The organism is Nocardia sp. IFM 10818, assembly GCF_054655275.1.
The window spans coordinates 3,433,807-3,449,624 of record NZ_BAAHJH010000001.1 but is presented as its reverse complement, the minus strand read 5'-3'; the positions used below and the strand labels follow the sequence as shown (position 1 = coordinate 3,449,624).

Below are 15,818 nucleotides of genomic sequence, written 5' to 3'. Positions count from 1 at the left end.
CGTACGATCGGCGCTATGTCAGCTACTCGAGTGTGTGGCGTTCTGCTCGCCGTGACCCTGGCCGCGGCGGGCTGCTCCTCCGGCGGCGATGACACCGATCCGCAGCCCGAGGCCACGCCCATGGGCAAGGAGTACGTCTCCACCAAGGTCGAGGGCCTGCCGATTCCCGGCGGCGGGCCTTTGAACCTGGGGTTCAAGGACAATAGGGTGCTGGCGAGCGCGGGCTGCAATTCCGCGTCCGGGCCGGTCACGCTGAACGGGAACGTGCTCGAGACCGACCAGCTGGCCATGACCTTGATCGGCTGCCCGGAGCCGACCGCCGGGGCCGACGGCTGGATGACCGGTCTGCTGGAATCCAAGCCGACCTGGAAGCTCGACGGGCCGAATCTCACCATTACCGGCAATGGCAGCACCGTCACCCTGCTGGATCGCAAGGTCGCCCATCCGGACAAGCCGCTGACCGGGACCACCTGGGTGGTCACCTCGCTGGTGCGGCCGGATGCCGTGGTGAGCTCGGTGACCCTCGACGAGGTGCGGCCGACCCTGACCATCGCGCCCGACGGCGCGGTCTCGGGCAGCGCCGGATGCAATCGGATGACCGGCACCGCCGAGATCGCGGGCGGTGACGTCACCTTCAAGATCGGCACCACCAAGATGCTGTGCGCGCCGGAGGTGATGGAGGTCGAGACCCAGGTGCTCGAGGCCCTCGACGGAAAGACCACGGCCACCGTCGATTCCGACATGCTGACCATCAGCAATGCGGCCAACGGCACCGGCCTGAAGCTGACGGCGGAGTAAAAAGCGTTGTCGCCGGACGGCACCCGCCCGGTACCGTCCGGCGACATGAACGATCGCTATCTCAATGTGGTGGATGTGGAGGCCACCTGCTGGGAGCAGGCCAATCCGCCCGGCATGCCGAGCGAGATCATCGAGATCGGCCTGTGCGTGCTCGATACCCGCACCCTGGAACGGGTGAGCAAGCACAGCATCCTGGTGCGCCCGGATCGGTCCACGGTGAGTGAATTCTGTACGCAGCTCACCACTCTCACCCCCGAACAGGTCGCGGGCGGCATCTCCTTCGCCCAGGCGTGCGAGCTGCTGCGCACCGAGTTCCACGCTGCTTCCCGCCCCTGGGCCAGCTGGGGGGATTACGACCGCAAGCAGTTCGAACGCCAGTGTGGCGCAACCGGAGTCCCGTATCCGTTCGGGTCGCGCCACACCAACGCCAAACTCGCCTTCTCCGAATCCCGTGGCACCCACCGCCGTTACGGGATGGCGGGCGCCCTGGCCATGTCGGAGCTGCCCCTGGAGGGCACCCACCACCGGGGCGGCGATGACGCGTGGAACATCGCCGCCCTCGTCATCGAGATGATGAAACAGGACGCCTGGCCGGGCGCCACCGCCGATCAGCTGTAGAGCCGGGACAGGAAGGCGTTCATGTTCTCGACGACCCGCTCGACCTTCTCCTCGGTGGAGATGAGGTCCTCGCGATACCGGCGGCCCAGGGTCGGCTGGCGCTTGTTGCGCGCGTACAGCGAGCATGCCAGGTCGGTGCACATATAGGTGCCGACGGTATTGCCCTTGCGGCCGGAGTCGCCGGCCTTGGGGGCGGTCATCAGGGATACGCCGTGCGCGGTGTGCGTGGTGGAGCAGACCGTGCACATCTGGGTCTTGCCGGAGCCGCCGGTCTCGTAACGCAGCAGCACGCCGACCAGGCGGTCATCCTGCGGGACGACGAGATAGGCGCGGCCCGGATAGGACGGGTCGGTCCAGCCCAGGAAGTCCAGGTCCTCCCAGGGACGGGTGTCGAGGTCACGCGGGACCGGCATGCGCTTGGCATCGCCCTTGGAACCGTTGACGATCGAGGCCCGGATGTCGCGTTCGGTAATCGGTTTCATGATGGTTGCAGCTCCTTGGAAGTAGTAGTGACAATGGCGCGCCGGGCGGGGATGGCGACGGTGACGGCCGCGGCCAGCACCGCGGCCGCGCAGCCGATCAGCAGGCCGGCGCGGAATCCGGTCTCAGACGGCAGTGCGTAGGAACCGAACTGAATGGTCAGCTGCGAGAGCACCACGCCCACAACGGCTGCCGCGATCGACGAACCGATGGACCGCATCAGCGTGTTGAAGCTGTTGGCGGCGGCGGTCTCCGACAGCGGCACCGCACCCATGATCAGCGCCGGCAGCGTGCCGTAGGCCAGGCCGATGCCCGCGGCGCACACGCAGGTGAGCACCAGCAGACCCCGGGCCGAGCCCATCAGCACCGGACCGGAGGCATATCCGGCGGCGATGACCAGCGACCCGATGATCAGCGTGGTCTTCGGACCGCGGGCCGCCGAGAGCCGGGCGCCCAGCGGCGACACCGCCATCATGACCAGACCCGACGGCGCCATCCACAGACCCATGCCCAGCATCGATTGCCCCAGACCGTAGCCCGTGGCCGCCGGCAGCTGCAGCAGCTGCGGCACCAGCAGCGACTGCGCGTAGACCGCGAAGCCGAGCACCAGGCCGACCACATTGGTCAGCAGCACCTGCGGGCGCGCGGTGACGCGCAGATCGACCAGCGGATCGGTGGTGAACAGCTCCCACCGCGCCCAGGCGATCAGCAGCACGACCGCGGCCGCGAACAGCCCGACGGTCGGACCGCTCGACCAGCCCCAGCCCGCGCCCTTGGACATGGCCAGCAGCAGGCAGACCAGTCCCGCGCCCAGGCCGAGTGCGCCCGGCACGTCGAAACGACCTGCGGGGGAAGCATTCCCGGTCGCGGGAATGAACACCCAGATCAGCGCGGCGATCACGGCGCACACCACGGCGGCGCCCCAGAAGAGCACATGCCAGTTGGTGTGCTGCGCGACGGCGGCGGCCATCGGCAGGCCCAGGGCCCCGCCGATGCCCATCGACGCGCTCATGACCGCGATGGCCGACCCGAGTCGCTCGGGCGGCAGCAGATCCCGCATGGCGCTGATGCCCAGCGGCACGATGCCCATGCCCAGACCCTGCAGCCCGCGCCCGATGATCATCGGCGCGAGTGATCCGGCCATGGCGCACAGCACCGAACCGGCAATCAGCGGCAGCGTGGACACCAGCAGCATGCGCCGCTTGCCGTACATATCGCCGAGCCGTCCGGCGATCGGCGTGGCCACCGCCGCCGACAGCAGCGTCGCGGTGATCGCCCAGGAGGCGTCGGCGGCGCTGGTGTGCAGCAGCCGGGGCAGATCACCGATCAGGGGCACGACCAGGGTCTGCATCAACGCGGCGAGGATGCCGGCCGCGGCCAGCACGGTGAGCACACCGGTGGGCCGTACCGCGGGGACGGGCGGGTTCATGAGCTTTTCCTTCTCTGACTCGAACGACTGCGTGTACGATACACGCAGTGGGTAGAATACACACATCGTGCTGGATACACGCAACATGTTTATTACACGACTCATGGTCGATACACGGACCGCGTGGTATACCTGCCGAGAAACCAATGCCGAGCAGCGAGGATGGCGATGGACAAGCCCTTGGATCTGGTGGAGTTCGAGACGATGCTGCTGGGGCGGTACACCCTCGTGACCCGCACCAGCCGGACCTTGGACCGCAGCGCCTACACCCTGCTCAGCCGATTGCGCGATCAGGAATCCATGTCCATCGGCCAGCTCAGCGAGGCGCTCGGACTGGAGGCGTCCACACTGCGGCGGCAGACCGCGGCCATGATGCGCGACGGGCTCATCGAGCGCATCCCGGATCCGGACGGCGGCATGGCCCGGCGCTTCCGGGTCACGCCCGAGGGCGAGCGGCAGCTCGACAACGAGCGCAGCGAGAACATCAAGGCTTTAGAGGTCACCATGGCCGGCTGGTCCGCCGCGGACGTCGCCGCGTTCGCCGGATATTTGCGCCGATTCAACACCGATATCGAGCACATGACCGGCCGTCCTTGGCCACGATGAGAGGGAGCGTGCGGCCCGGCTGACCTTCGGCGTGGAGTTGCCACGGAGATGCCCATTTCACATCTACGCTGAGGCCGACGTACGCGACATATGGGACATATGGGAGAGGTGGGTCGTATCAACGAGCGCGAAGCGGAGCTGGACCAATGGTTTCGTGCCGAAATCGCCGCCACGAAACCGGGACCTACTCGGCCACAACAGGAACCACTGTCTCCCGGAGCATCCCTGACCGGCGCGCAATGCCTGGAGCTGTTCGACGCCCAGGCCACCGCCCGGCACCTCGACTTCGCGGCGCGGCAGCTCACCCGGGACGGGCGGGGGTACTACAGCATCGGCTCCTCCGGGCACGAGGGCAATGCGGCGGTGGCCGCGGCCCTGCGCAGCACCGATCCGGCACTGCTGCACTATCGCTCGGCCGGGTTCTTCGTGCAGCGGGCCCGGCAGGTACCCGGGCTCGACCCCATCCGCGATGTGCTGCTGGGCGTGGTCGCGGCGGCCTCGGATCCCATTTCCGGTGGGCGGCACAAGGTTTTCGGCAGTAAGCCCGCCCATGTGATTCCGCAGACCTCCACCATCGCCTCGCATCTGCCGCGCGCGGTGGGGCTGGCCTTCGCCATCGACCGAGCCGCGAACCTCGGCGTGGCCTGCCAGTGGCCCGGGGATGCGGTGGTGGTGTGCAGTTTCGGCGATGCCTCCGCCAATCATTCGACGGCGGCCGGGGCCATCAATACCGCCGTGCACACCGCGCACCTGGGCGTGCCCATGCCGGTGCTGTTCGTGTGCGAGGACAATGGCATCGGCATCAGCGTGCCGACGCCGCGGACGTGGATCGAGCACGCCTATGGGGCCAGGCCCGGATTGCGCTACTTCGACGCCGAGGGCGCGGATCTGGCCGATGCGGTCACCGTCGCCCGGCAGGCGGCGGATTATGTTCGCGCGCACCGCAAACCGGCCTTCCTGCGGTTGCGGACCGTGCGGCTGCTCGGTCATGCGGGCTCGGATGTGGAGGCGGCCTACCGGCGGCCCGCCGAACTGGCGGCGGATCTGCGCCGGGATCCGGTGACGCGCACCGGGGAGCTGCTCATCACCTCCGGCGTGGCGACGCCCGGTGAGGTGCTGAGGCGATACGACGACATCGCGGCCAGAGTCGCCGAGATGGCCGAAAAGGTCTCGGGCGAAACGAAACTCGAGTCCGCCGCCGCGGTCACGGCCAGTCTCGCGCCGGCCCGGCCGACGGTCGTGCGCACCGATGCCATTCGCTCGGCCGGCCCGGCGGAACCGGCCAAGGCCGCCACTCCCCCGGTGACCACCCCGGCTGCGGCGGCCTCCGCTACGGCCGCCACCGGAGATCCGATGACGTTGGCGCAGGCCATCAATCACACGCTCGGGCAGTTGCTCGCGCGCGACAACGACGTGCTGGTCTTCGGCGAGGATGTCGGCCGTAAGGGCGGGGTGTACGGCGTCACCAAGGGGTTGCAGCAGACCTTCGGCGTGCGGCGGGTTTTCGACACACTGCTCGATGAGCAGAGCGTGCTCGGCACCGCGCTCGGGACCGCGCTGGCCGGGTTCGTGCCGATTCCGGAGATCCAGTACCTCGCCTATGTGCACAATGCCGAGGATCAGCTGCGCGGGGAGGCCGCGACGCTGTCGTTCTTCTCCAGCGGGCAGTACCGGAATCCGCTGGTGGTGCGGATCGCCGGGTACGCCTATCAGAAGGGGTTCGGCGGGCATTTCCACAATGACAATTCCATTGCGGCGCTGCGGGATATCCCCGGGGTCGTGATCGCCTCGCCGTCGCGGGCCGATGACGCCGCGGCCATGTTGCGGACCTGTGTGTCGGCGGCCCGGGTGGACGGGCGGGTGTGCGTATTCCTGGAGCCGATCGCGCTGTACCACACGCGCGATCTGCATCGGCCGGGCGACGGTGGTTGGGCCGCACCGATTTCCGGTGTGCGGCACGTCGAGATCGGCGCGGCGCGGGTGCACGGCACCGGAACCCATCTCACCATAGTGAGCTTCGCCAATGGGGTGCCCATGAGCCTGCGAGTGGCGCGGCGGCTGGCCGCGCGCGGCATTCACGCCCGGGTGCTCGATCTGCGCTGGCTCGCGCCGCTGCCGGTGGACGAGCTGCTGGACAATGCCCGCGCCACCGGGCGGGTGCTCATCGCCGATGAGACCCGCCGCAGCGGAGGCATTTCCGAGGCGGTGTGCGCGGCGCTGCTGGATGCCGGATTCGACGGGCCGATCGCCCGCGTGACGAGCGAGGACAGTTTCGTCCCGCTCGGCCCGGCCGCCAATACCGTGCTGCTGGACGAGGACCGGATCGAGGCGGCGGCCGAAAAGCTCATTGCCGCACCCTGATCCGGATGACAACGTACCGGGATGACCGTGATGAGGGGGTACGGCATCCCGGTACGTCGCCGGCGCCGGTCCGGTCGGCGCCCCGGCGCCGATGAGGGGGCGGCGCCAGGCTTATCTACGTAGTACGTACGTAGTTAGTAATACCGGATGGTAGTGACGCCGCGCAACCACGCAGGTCACGCGCATCGACCGGGCGGATCCCACACATCAACCGCGCGCTGTGCCCGCGTGTCATCCGCGCAGGGCCTGAGCCGTCTTCGACTCGGTGTGCGTGGCCAACCCTTCCGGAGTGCCCTCGTAGAGGATTCGCCCGCCGTAGCGGCCGGGTCCGGGCCCGAGGTCGATCACCCAATCGGCGCGGCGGATGACATCGAGGTTGTGCTCGATGACGATGAGGGTGTTGCCCTTGTCGACGAGCCGGCCCAGCACCTCCAGCAGGGTGTCGATATCGGACAGGTGCAACCCGGTGGTGGGCTCGTCGAGCACGTAGATGGTGTGGCCGTTGCGTTTCGCGAGCTCCTTGGCGATCTTCAGCCGCTGGCATTCGCCGCCGGAGAGCGTGGTGAGCGCCTGGCCGAGGCGCAGGTAGCCGAGGCCGACCTCCTCGACGTGCCGCAGGGCGCGGGTGATGGCCGGGTCCGGAAAGCGCTGGGCGGCTTCGTCGATGGTGAGGTCGTCCACATCGGCGATGCTCAGCCCGTCGAGGGTGTACGCGAGGACCTCCGGGGTGAAGCGGCGGCCGCCGCAGGTTTCGCACACGACCTCCTGGCCGTCCATGAACGCCAGGTCGGTGTAGACCACGCCGAGGCCGTTGCAGGCCGGGCAGGCGCCTTCGGAGTTGGCGCTGAACAGGGTGGGGCTCACCCCATTGCGGGCGGCGAACAGTTTGCGGACCGCGGGGGCGATGCCGGTGTAGGTGATGGGTGTGGAGCGGCGGTTGGTGGTGACCGCGCGCTGATCGACGATGGTGGCCGGGTGCTGCTCCACCAGTTCGGCGATCAGGCTCGATTTACCCGCGCCCGCGACGCCGGTGACGGCGGTGAGTACGCCGGTGGGGATATCGACGCCGATGCCCTCGAGGTTGTTGCGGGTCGCGTTCTCGATGCGGATCTTGCCGGTCGCCGGGCGCGCTGCGGCCGAGCCGCGGCGCTGCCGCAGCGCCCGGCCGGTGAGGGTGTCGGCGGTGCGCAGATCCGCGTAGGAGCCCTGGAAGACGACCTCGCCGCCGGCGGTGCCCGCGCCGGGGCCGATTTCGACGATCTGGTCGGCGATGCGCATGACATCCGGATCGTGTTCGACCACCAGCACGGTGTTTCCCTTGTCCCGCAACTGCTTCAGCAGCTCCGTCATCGAGCGCACATCATGCGGGTGCAGGCCGACGGTGGGTTCGTCGAAGACGTACAGCATTTCGGTGAGGCTGTTGCCCAGGTGCTTGACCGTCTTGATGCGCTGGGATTCACCGCCGGACAGGGTGGTGGTGGGCCGGGCGAGGGACAGGTAGCCCAGCCCGATATCGGCCAGTGCGGTGAGCCGGTCGCGCAGGGCCGCCACCACCGGGGCGACATTCGATGCCGTCACGCCCGGGATCAGGTCGGCCAGTTCCCCGATCTCCATGCGGCTCATCTCGATAATGGTGTGGCCGAGCACGCGCGCCGTGCGGGCCGCCTCGTTGAGCCGCTCACCGTGGCATTCCGGGCAGGTCCGCGAGTGCGTGAAGCGTTCCACCACAGCCTGTTTGCGCTCGGAGGGGTTGTCGGCGGTGTGCAGGTAGATGCGCTCGAAACGGTTGATCACTCCTTCGTAGTCCTTCGGCGGGCGCGTGCCCAGCCGGGCCGCGGCCTCGCCGCCGTGGAGCAGTGCGCGGCGTTCCTCGGCGGACCAGTCCCGCAGCGGGGTCGACGCGTCGAAGGAGCCGATATCGGCGTACTGGCGATACCAGAACTGCCCGTTTCCGAAGCCGGGCAACAGGATCGCGCCCTGCTCCAGCGACTTGTCCAGGTCGAGCACGCTGTCCACGTCGGTCACGATCGTCTCCCCCAGCCCCGAACAGGTGGGGCACATACCGGCGCGATCGTTGAACGAGAAATGGTTGGACTCACCAACATACGGTTCGCTCGCCCGCGAGAACAGCAGTCGCAGATAGCTGTACGTGTCGGTGATGGTGCCCACGGTCGATCGGGCATTGCCGCCCAGGCGTTTCTGGTCGATGACCACCACCGGCGAGAGCCCGTCGATGGCGTCCACCTCGGGGCGGCTCCAGCGCGGCAGCCGGTTGCGCACGAACGGCGGATAGGTCTCGTTGACCTGATAACCCGCCTCCGCGGCGATGGTGTCGAAAACGAGCGAGGACTTGCCCGAGCCGGAGACGCCGACGAACACCACGAGGCTGTTGCGCGGCACATCGATATCGATATCGCGCAGGTTGTTGGTGCGCGCCGCCCGGATTCGGATGATGCGGCGATGAGGCAGGTCAGCGGGCTGTGTCGTCGTCATACTGCGACGGTACGAACAGATGCGGCCGGATCCTGACCGCAATTCGGGCCATGATGGAGGCATGCCCGATGTCACGCGCCGCATGCTCGAACTGCTGGCCCAGCTGCAGACCGGCCGCCGTTTCAGCGGTCACGAACTGGCCGGGCGGCTGGAGATCAGCCCGCGCACACTGCGCCGCGATGTGGAGCGGTTGCGCGACTACGGGTATCCGGTGACGACCCAGCCCGGGCCGAGCGGGTTCTACCAGCTCGCCGCGGGTCGCACCCTGCCGCCGCTGGTGCTCGACGACGAGGAAGCGGTCGCCACGCTGGTGGGACTGGCGTTGCTCGGCGCAACCGCGCCTACCGAGCCGGAGGGCCACGCCGATATGGGCACCGCTGCCGACCGCGCCTTCGGCAAGATCGACCAGTTCCTCCCCAAACGCCTGCGCCCCCAGGTCGGCGCGCTGCGCTCCACGGTGGAAGCCGCACCGCTGGCCGCGCCCGCGGTCGACCCGGAGGCCATGACCACCCTCGGCCTGGCCGCGGCCCGCCACGAGGTGGTGACCTTCGACTACACCAGCCGCAGCGGCCGCACCACGCCCCGGCGGGTCGAACCGTATCGGCAGGTCCACATGCACCTGCGCTGGTATCTGCTGGCCTGGGATGTCGAACGCGCCGGGTGGCGCACCTTCCGCCTGGATCGGGTTGCCGGAATCGCCAGCACCGCTGCACCTTTCACGCCGCGCCCGCTGCCCGCACGCTCGGCCGCGGACTACCTGAGGGAAGGGCTCACCGCCGGACGGCACCGTGCGGTGGCGGTGGTCGAGGCCGGCGCGAGCGCGGTCGCCGATGCGCTGAAGTTCCAGGACTGCGATATCGAGCCGCTGTCCCCCGACCGGTGCCGAGTCACCATCTGGGTGGACTCCTTCGAATGGATGATCCTCACCATCGCCTTCCTCGGCGTGGCTTTCCGCATCGAGGAGCCCGTCGAATTCCGGGAGCGCAGCCTCGAACTCGCCGACCGCCTGCGTGCGGCGGCCGGTCGCGGGTAAGGATCCCCTCAGGTTTCGTCCGTACACTCGTGCGCGGTCGACAGAAGGAGCAATGGTGCACCGGACGGCAGGGCAGGTGGTTCGATGAGCGTCGCCGTATGTCTGCTGCTGTACGGATTCGCGGTCGCGGTGCTCGCACCCCGTCTGCTGCAGCGCGTGACCCATGCGGGCGCGGCTCCGCGGGTCGCGCTCGTCGCCTGGCTGGCGTCCATGGCCTCGACGGTCCTGGCCTGGTCGGCCGCCACCGTTCTGCTGCTCATCGACCTTGTCTCCCATGGCATTTCCACCGCGCCCAAGCGGTTCGTGGATACCTGCGTGACCCATCTGCACGACGCCTCGGTCGGCCGGTACGGCACGCCGGTCCAAGCCGGTCTCCTGCTGCTGGCCGGTCTGGTCGCCCTCGCCGCCGGGGTGCTGGGGGTGCGGCTGGCGAAATCCCTGCTGCGCGCCCGGCGCTCCACCCTCGAGCACGCACAGCTGACCCGCATGGCGGGCCGTCACCATCCCGAGCTGGATGCCGTCGTACTCGAGGTCGACGAGCCCGCCGCGTATTGCGTTGCGGGCAAACCGCATACGATCGTGCTCAGCAGAGCGGTCCTCGCGGCCCTTCCGGACGACCACCTCGACGCGGTGCTCAGCCACGAGCGCGCCCACCTCGCCGGCCGCCACCATCTGCTGCTGGCCGCCACCCGCGGGCTGGCCGCCGTCCTCCCCCGCCTCACCCTCTTCACGGTCGGCGCGACCGAGGTGGCCCGCCTGCTCGAAATGCTCGCCGACGACGCCGCCGCCCGCATTCACGGCCGCGGCACCGTGCTGCGCGCGCTGCTCACCCTCTCCGGTATGAAGGCCGGGCCCGCCGGTGCGCTCGGGGCGGCCGAGGTCGCCCTGGCCACCCGGGTGCAGCGCCTGGCCGCCCCGACCGCGGCGGCCTCGCGCCTCCGAGCCCGGATCGGTCTCACCGCGGCGGCGGCCACGGCCACCCTGGCCCCGCTGGCCTCCGTGCTGACCGCCGTGCTCGGAATCGCGCTCTGCACACCGTTTTCCGGCTGAGCACGGCCGGCGGGCGGCGCGGTTACCCGGTTTCCTCCGGGTCCCCTGCGATGGCGGGCTGCTATCATCGCCTGGTGATCGATTTCCGACAGGCATGGTGGTGGCTGCTCCAGCAGCCCGCTTGATCCTGTCCACGGGCTGTACGCAGCCCGTGACGTCGCTCCGATTTCCCGCGGTTCGTACAGCTCTTCCCTCTTCCAAGGAGCTGTAGGTTGAATTCCCTCACCGCCACCCTCGAACGCAGCGATTCGGTCCGCGCCGACATTGCCGAAAATCCGCACCGGTACCGCATTCTCACCGGTGAACGCCCGACCGGTCCGCTCCATCTGGGGCACTATTTCGGGACCCTGTCCGAGCGGGCGCGCCTGCACCGGCTGGGCGTGGACACGGTCGTGATCCTCGCCGACTATCAGGTCATCACCGACCGCGACGCCATCGGCCGGGTCCGGGAGAACGTCTACTCCGCGGTCCTGGACTATCTGGCCGCCGGGATCGACCCGAATCGAGCGGTCATCTTCACCCATTCCGCGGTGCCCGCGCTGAATCAGCTGCTGCTGCCGTTCCTGAGCCTGGTCAGCGAGGCCGAACTGCATCGCAATCCCACCGTCAAAGCGGAACTCGCGGCATCGGGGCGAGCGCTGAGCGGACTGCTGCTCACCTATCCGGTCCACCAGGCCGCGGACATCTTGTTCTGCAAGGGAAATCTGGTGCCCGTCGGCAAGGACCAGTTGCCGCATATCGAGCTGACCCGGGTGGTCGCACGCCGCTTCAACGAACGCTACGGCGAGGTCTTCCCCGAACCGCACGCCTTGCTCACCGCGGCACCGGAGGTCCCGGGTCTCGACGGACGGAAAATGTCCAAGAGCTACGGCAATGCGATCGCCCTGTCGATGACCGCGGACGAGACGGCGGCCCTCGTCCGCCGCGCCCCCACCGACTCGCAACGACTGATCACCTTCGACCCGGCCGGCCGTCCCGGCATCTCCGCGCTGCTGACCACCGCCGCGCTGTGCACGGGCGTGGGCGAGCGCGAACTCGCCGCCGAGATCGGCGATGCCGGTGCGGGAGCCCTCAAGAAGCTCGCGACCGACGCGGTCAACGAGTTCCTCGCACCGCATCGCCGACGTCGTGACGAGCTCGCGCGCGATCCCGGCTACGTGCGCGGCGTGCTGCGTGACGGCAACCGCCGCGCCAACGAGATGGCGGACCGCACGCTCGGTGAGGTCCGCGATGCGATGGGCACGGCGTATTGAGGTAAACGAACTCCCCTGCTCACCGCCGGTGGTGACGGCCCGTCGGCGCGGGATCGCGGCGGTGGCGGCCCCCGCCCGCCAGGACGGGCAGGGGTTCGGTGACGAAGTCGTCGGCCGGGAGCGGGGTGTCCGGCTTCCCGGCGGGTGCGCGACGGTCGAGCAGGTACAGGGCCAGTGCCGCGAGTGCGCCGACGGCCATCAGACCCGTCCACACCGCCCAGTCGGCGTCGGCCGCGCGGGCCGCGCCCACCACCGCGCCCGTGGCGAGGTTTCCGATCAGGATGCCGATGCCGACGACCGTGTTGTAGAAGCCGTAGTGGGTGGCGACCAGGCGGTTGCCGGACAGGGCGACCACGGTGTCCATCTCGAACGGGAAGACCGCCGCGGTGCCGACCGCCAGCAGCGCCGCCGCTGCCAGCAGGGCGCCGATGGCGGCCGATGTGCCGAAAGGCGTTGGGCCGGAGACTATTGCGAGCGGCAGGAAAGAGACCGCGAGGACGGCCATACCGGCTACCAGGCTGCGGCCGCTGCCCCAGCGCGAGCGCAGCCATGCGGTGATGCGGAGCTGACCGACCACCGCGACGACGCCCGAGATGACGAACAGCGCCGAAATCAGCGCTCGAGCGCGATCACCGGCGAGGTGCTCGGCTTGCAGCGGCAGCGCCAGATAGATCTGGAACGACAGAATGTACGAACCGATCATGGCGAGGGAGAAGGCCACGAAACGGCGGTTGGCGACGATGGTGCGCCAGTCTTCCAGGACCGACGTTCTTGTGTGCGGTTCCGCCGGGCGCCGGGTGGGGAGGGCGAACAATTGTGCCACCGTGAGTGCCGCGAAGACCATGGCCGCCGCGGCGGCGGTGATGCGGAATTCCAAGGCCATCAATGCGAGTCCGACCAGTGGGCCTGCCAGGATGCCCGCTTGGTAGAAGATATTGAAGATCGCGAAAGCCTCCACGCGCCGGTCGCCGGCCTCGGCGGCCAGGTAGGCGCGCACCGCGGGGTTGAACAGCGCTCCGGCGAATCCGGTTGCCGCCGAGGCGATCAGCAGCCCGGGCAGCGATTCGGCGAAGATCAGCAGGGCGAAACCGCCGGTGCGCAGCAGACATCCGGCGACGATGAGTGGTTTGTAGCCGAGCCGGTCGGCGAGGGTGCCGCCCAGCAGGAACATGCCCTGCTGGGAGAAGTTGCGCACACCGAGCACCAGGCCGACGGCCCAGGCGGCCAAACCCAGTGGGCCCGCGAGATATCCGGCCAGGTACGGCATGAGCATGTAGAAGCCCAGGTTGATGCCGAACTGGTTGATCATGAGCAGGCGTGCGGCGGTGTCGAAGGCGCGGAAGCGGGCGAGGATCGTCATGACGTGTGCTCCCGGGTGCGCGTCCCGGCCTCGGGAGCGGCCGGATCGATGACGGTGGCGCAGCGCGTCCAGGAGCGGACCTGGCGTTGCGCCGGGTGCGTGAGGACGTCGGGTTCGGGTGGAGGTGCGGCGGCGAGCAGGCCGTGCTCGGCGCAGTAGGCGTCGTTGTAGACGGTGTCGAAGTAGCGGTGCGGGCCGTCCGGGAAGACCGCCGCGATCCGGGTGTCAGTGGTGTGCGTGCGCGCCGCCCAGCCCGCCACCAGGGCGACCGCGCCGACGCTCCAGCCACCGCTGGCGTGATAGGTGGCGGCCAGGGTGCGGCAGGCCCAGACGGCCTCGGCCGGTGCGACCCAATGGATTTCGGCGAAGGCGTCGTAATCGACATTGCGGGGGTGGATGCTCGAGCCGAGGCCGCGCATGAGCCGTGGTCCGGCGGACTGGCCGAAGATGGTGGAGTCCACGGTGTCGACGCCGATGAGTTTCAGATCCGGGTTGAAGCGCCGCAGTACGCGCGCGACTCCGGCGGAGTGGCCGCCGGTGCCGACGGCGCACACCAGCACGTCGATGCGGCCCAGTTGGTCGATGAGTTCGAGGGCCAGGGACTCGTAGCCGGCCACATTGTCCGGATTGCTGTACTGGTCGGGGCACCACGCGCCGGGTTCGGCGGCGAGCAGTTCGGCGACCCGATCGCGGCGGGCCTGCTGCCAGCCGCCGTCCGGACGGGGCTCGGCGACCAGATCGACGTGTGCGCCGTAGGCGGCGAGCATGCGCGCCACGATCGGCTCCAGCCCGGGATCGGTCACCACCGTCACCGGATGCCGGTAGACCAGACCGGCCAGCGCCAGACCCAAACCGAGTGTGCCGCTGCTGGACTCGACGATCCGAGCGCCGGGGGCGAGATCGCCGCGCAGTTCGGCGCAGCGCACCATGTGCAGGGCGGGGCGATCCTTCATACCGCCGGGATTGAAGCCTTCGAGCTTGGCCCAGAACCCCCGTCCGGCCGGGGCGAGCGGCTCGCCGACCCAGAGCACCGGCGTATTGCCGACCAGGGCGCGTGGTTGCCGCGCCGCGCCGGGCGCGGCCACCACCGATTCCTCTGCGAGCGAAGCGAATTTGTCGAGCAGGACCTTGTCCATGGGTGTCGCTTTCTGTATCGGGTCGTCCGCGCGGGGACGACCGGATGTGCGCGGGCAGCGGACACCGGCCGGCGGTATGCCCACGCCGGCCTGGCGCTGACCTGTCAGCGCCTGGCGATACAGATGCGCGTCAACAGCATTCGGCCGCCGACGACGGGTAGTGCGGGTCCGGGCGGGCCGCGTACGCCGGGCACGCCCGGCAGGATCCCCGCGGCAACCGGCAGCATGATCGCGAGCAGGAGCAGGATCGGCAACGGCGACACCGTGATCCCGCCCGCGCCGGGCAGCGCGGACTTCACGCAATGCTCCAGATGCGGTGTGCAGTCCTCGATTTCACCGGCGGTCTCGGAAACCGACCCGCCCTCGGCGAGCCCGATTGCGGCGAGGACGGAGGTCTCGGACGTTTCGGCGGTCCCCGCGGTGTGCGCGTGGCCCTCCGAGCGGAACAGCGTGCAGTCCGCCAGCAGGACCACCAGCAGGGCCGTCACGACGGCCACGGCGACGGCGGGTCGGCGACGCTGCGGAGCAGCTCCCACCACCGACACCTCCTGCCTCGAATCCGAGCGGCCGAGCATTCATTCCGGCCGGACGAGCCCCTGTGGACGCAACGTCGATCGGCGCCGCACACCAATCTACTATCCAGCTACGTACTCCGCCGCGCCGGCATGCGCGAGTCGTCGGCGTGCCGCGCTATTTCGGCTTGGCGCGCGACAGCCTGCGCAGCGCCGCCCGCAGTCCGTCGGATTCCTCGGGGCTCATCTGCTCCACGAAGTGCGCGAGCACCAGATCCGAGCGGCCGCCGCTGCCCAGCGCCTCGCGCATCAGCTGCGCGCTGTATTCCTCGCGGGTCAGCGAGGGCCAGTAGCGGTAGGCCTTGCCGACGCGTTCGCGTTGCAGCCAGCCCTTGCGGTGCAGGTTGTCCATGGTGGACATGACGGTCGTGTAGGCGATGTCGCGTTCGGCGGACAGGTCGGTGAAGATCTCCCGGACCGTCGTCTTCTCGGCGCGGTCCCAGATCCGTTCGATCACGACCGCTTCCAGCTCGCCGAAGCCTCGCGCAGCCACGTTGACGTCTCCTCACCTCACGGCACTCGGTTCGCACCGTGTCCGGCCTACTGCCCGGGTGCGTAGTACCCGATCGTAGGGTCGCGCCGGGTGCGGCTCAAGCCGGGGCGCACGGGCGGGCTCGCGCACTCATACT

At 69.2% G+C, this 15,818-nt stretch carries 14 protein-coding genes; 7 read left to right on the top strand and 7 right to left on the bottom strand.

Annotation, left to right across the window (positions count from 1 at the left end; translation table 11 throughout):
• The first annotated feature begins 15 nt into the window (after positions 1-15).
• Positions 16-798, top strand: coding sequence for an META domain-containing protein (locus tag ACYQ5L_RS15960; RefSeq protein WP_459958257.1), 783 nt, complete (start codon positions 16-18; stop codon positions 796-798).
• Between the two features lie 45 nt (positions 799-843).
• Positions 844-1,416, top strand: a complete 573-nt coding sequence (locus tag ACYQ5L_RS15955; protein ID WP_459958255.1) for a 3'-5' exonuclease — start codon at positions 844-846, stop codon at positions 1,414-1,416.
• Here ACYQ5L_RS15955 and ACYQ5L_RS15950 read toward each other — a convergent pair.
• On the bottom strand, positions 1,407-1,898 hold the full coding sequence (locus tag ACYQ5L_RS15950; protein WP_459958253.1) for an FBP domain-containing protein: 492 nt from the start codon (positions 1,896-1,898) through the stop codon (positions 1,407-1,409). The two genes, ACYQ5L_RS15955 and ACYQ5L_RS15950, sit on opposite strands and share 10 nt — an antisense overlap.
• Positions 1,895-3,325, bottom strand: a complete 1,431-nt coding sequence (locus ACYQ5L_RS15945) for an MFS transporter (RefSeq protein ID WP_459958250.1) — start codon at positions 3,323-3,325, stop codon at positions 1,895-1,897. Before ACYQ5L_RS15945 ends, ACYQ5L_RS15950 begins: the two co-directional genes overlap by 4 nt.
• Positions 3,326-3,493: 168 nt before the next feature.
• On the opposite strand from ACYQ5L_RS15945, the gene ACYQ5L_RS15940 reads away from it, so the two are divergent.
• Positions 3,494-3,931, top strand: coding sequence for a MarR family winged helix-turn-helix transcriptional regulator (locus tag ACYQ5L_RS15940; RefSeq protein ID WP_459958248.1), 438 nt, complete (start codon positions 3,494-3,496; stop codon positions 3,929-3,931).
• A gap of 108 nt (positions 3,932-4,039) precedes the next feature.
• Positions 4,040-6,292, top strand: a complete 2,253-nt coding sequence (locus ACYQ5L_RS15935; RefSeq protein WP_459958246.1) for a thiamine pyrophosphate-dependent enzyme — start codon at positions 4,040-4,042, stop codon at positions 6,290-6,292.
• Between the two features lie 231 nt (positions 6,293-6,523).
• Here the strand turns inward: ACYQ5L_RS15935 and ACYQ5L_RS15930 are convergent, their stop codons facing one another.
• Positions 6,524-8,785 (bottom strand): ATP-binding cassette domain-containing protein, encoded by a 2,262-nt coding sequence (locus ACYQ5L_RS15930; protein WP_459958245.1) that lies wholly within the window; start codon positions 8,783-8,785, stop codon positions 6,524-6,526.
• Between the two features lie 61 nt (positions 8,786-8,846).
• Here ACYQ5L_RS15930 and ACYQ5L_RS15925 point away from each other — a divergent pair, with 61 nt between their 5' ends.
• The 3 genes from ACYQ5L_RS15925 to trpS all read left to right on the top strand — a co-directional run bounded on the left by ACYQ5L_RS15925 (position 8,847) and on the right by trpS (position 12,121).
• Positions 8,847-9,818 (top strand): helix-turn-helix transcriptional regulator, encoded by a 972-nt coding sequence (locus tag ACYQ5L_RS15925; protein ID WP_459958244.1) that lies wholly within the window; start codon positions 8,847-8,849, stop codon positions 9,816-9,818.
• Positions 9,819-9,902: 84 nt separating this feature from the next.
• Positions 9,903-10,868 carry a M56 family metallopeptidase gene (locus tag ACYQ5L_RS15920; RefSeq protein WP_459958243.1) on the top strand — a complete coding sequence of 322 codons (966 nt, stop codon included), beginning with the start codon at positions 9,903-9,905 and terminating at the stop codon, positions 10,866-10,868.
• Between the two features lie 212 nt (positions 10,869-11,080).
• Positions 11,081-12,121, top strand: a complete 1,041-nt coding sequence (gene trpS / locus ACYQ5L_RS15915; protein ID WP_459958242.1) for a tryptophan--tRNA ligase — start codon at positions 11,081-11,083, stop codon at positions 12,119-12,121.
• A gap of 19 nt (positions 12,122-12,140) precedes the next feature.
• Here the strand turns inward: trpS and ACYQ5L_RS15910 are convergent, their stop codons facing one another.
• The 4 genes from ACYQ5L_RS15910 to ACYQ5L_RS15895 form a co-directional block, all read right to left on the bottom strand.
• Positions 12,141-13,481, bottom strand: coding sequence for an MFS transporter (locus tag ACYQ5L_RS15910; RefSeq protein ID WP_459958241.1), 1,341 nt, complete (start codon positions 13,479-13,481; stop codon positions 12,141-12,143).
• Positions 13,478-14,617: a PLP-dependent cysteine synthase family protein gene (locus ACYQ5L_RS15905; protein ID WP_459958239.1), complete on the bottom strand. Its 1,140-nt coding sequence runs from the start codon at positions 14,615-14,617 to the stop codon at positions 13,478-13,480. The genes ACYQ5L_RS15910 and ACYQ5L_RS15905 overlap by 4 nt, the downstream gene beginning before the upstream one ends.
• Before the next feature lie 104 nt (positions 14,618-14,721).
• Entirely contained in the window at positions 14,722-15,156 is a 435-nt protein-coding gene (gene lpqS / locus ACYQ5L_RS15900) for a putative copper homeostasis (lipo)protein LpqS (protein ID WP_459958237.1), read from the bottom strand.
• A 151-nt stretch (positions 15,157-15,307) separates the two neighbouring features.
• A complete protein-coding gene (locus tag ACYQ5L_RS15895) occupies positions 15,308-15,682 on the bottom strand; it encodes a BlaI/MecI/CopY family transcriptional regulator (RefSeq protein WP_459958236.1) in 375 nt (124 codons plus the stop codon).
• Positions 15,683-15,818 lie beyond the last annotated feature (136 nt).

Coding starts and splice junctions, on each gene's coding strand:
- ACYQ5L_RS15910 (WP_459958241.1), bottom strand. CDS start 13,481: ATGACGATCCTCGCCCGCTTCCGCGCCTTCGACACCGCCGCACGCCTG.
- ACYQ5L_RS15930 (WP_459958245.1), bottom strand. CDS start 8,785: ATGACGACGACACAGCCCGCTGACCTGCCTCATCGCCGCATCATCCGA.
- ACYQ5L_RS15925 (WP_459958244.1), top strand. CDS start 8,847: ATGCCCGATGTCACGCGCCGCATGCTCGAACTGCTGGCCCAGCTGCAG.
- ACYQ5L_RS15960 (WP_459958257.1), top strand. CDS start 16: ATGTCAGCTACTCGAGTGTGTGGCGTTCTGCTCGCCGTGACCCTGGCC.
- ACYQ5L_RS15950 (WP_459958253.1), bottom strand. CDS start 1,898: ATGAAACCGATTACCGAACGCGACATCCGGGCCTCGATCGTCAACGGT.
- ACYQ5L_RS15920 (WP_459958243.1), top strand. CDS start 9,903: ATGAGCGTCGCCGTATGTCTGCTGCTGTACGGATTCGCGGTCGCGGTG.
- ACYQ5L_RS15905 (WP_459958239.1), bottom strand. CDS start 14,617: ATGGACAAGGTCCTGCTCGACAAATTCGCTTCGCTCGCAGAGGAATCG.
- ACYQ5L_RS15940 (WP_459958248.1), top strand. CDS start 3,494: ATGGACAAGCCCTTGGATCTGGTGGAGTTCGAGACGATGCTGCTGGGG.
- ACYQ5L_RS15945 (WP_459958250.1), bottom strand. CDS start 3,325: ATGAACCCGCCCGTCCCCGCGGTACGGCCCACCGGTGTGCTCACCGTG.
- ACYQ5L_RS15955 (WP_459958255.1), top strand. CDS start 844: ATGAACGATCGCTATCTCAATGTGGTGGATGTGGAGGCCACCTGCTGG.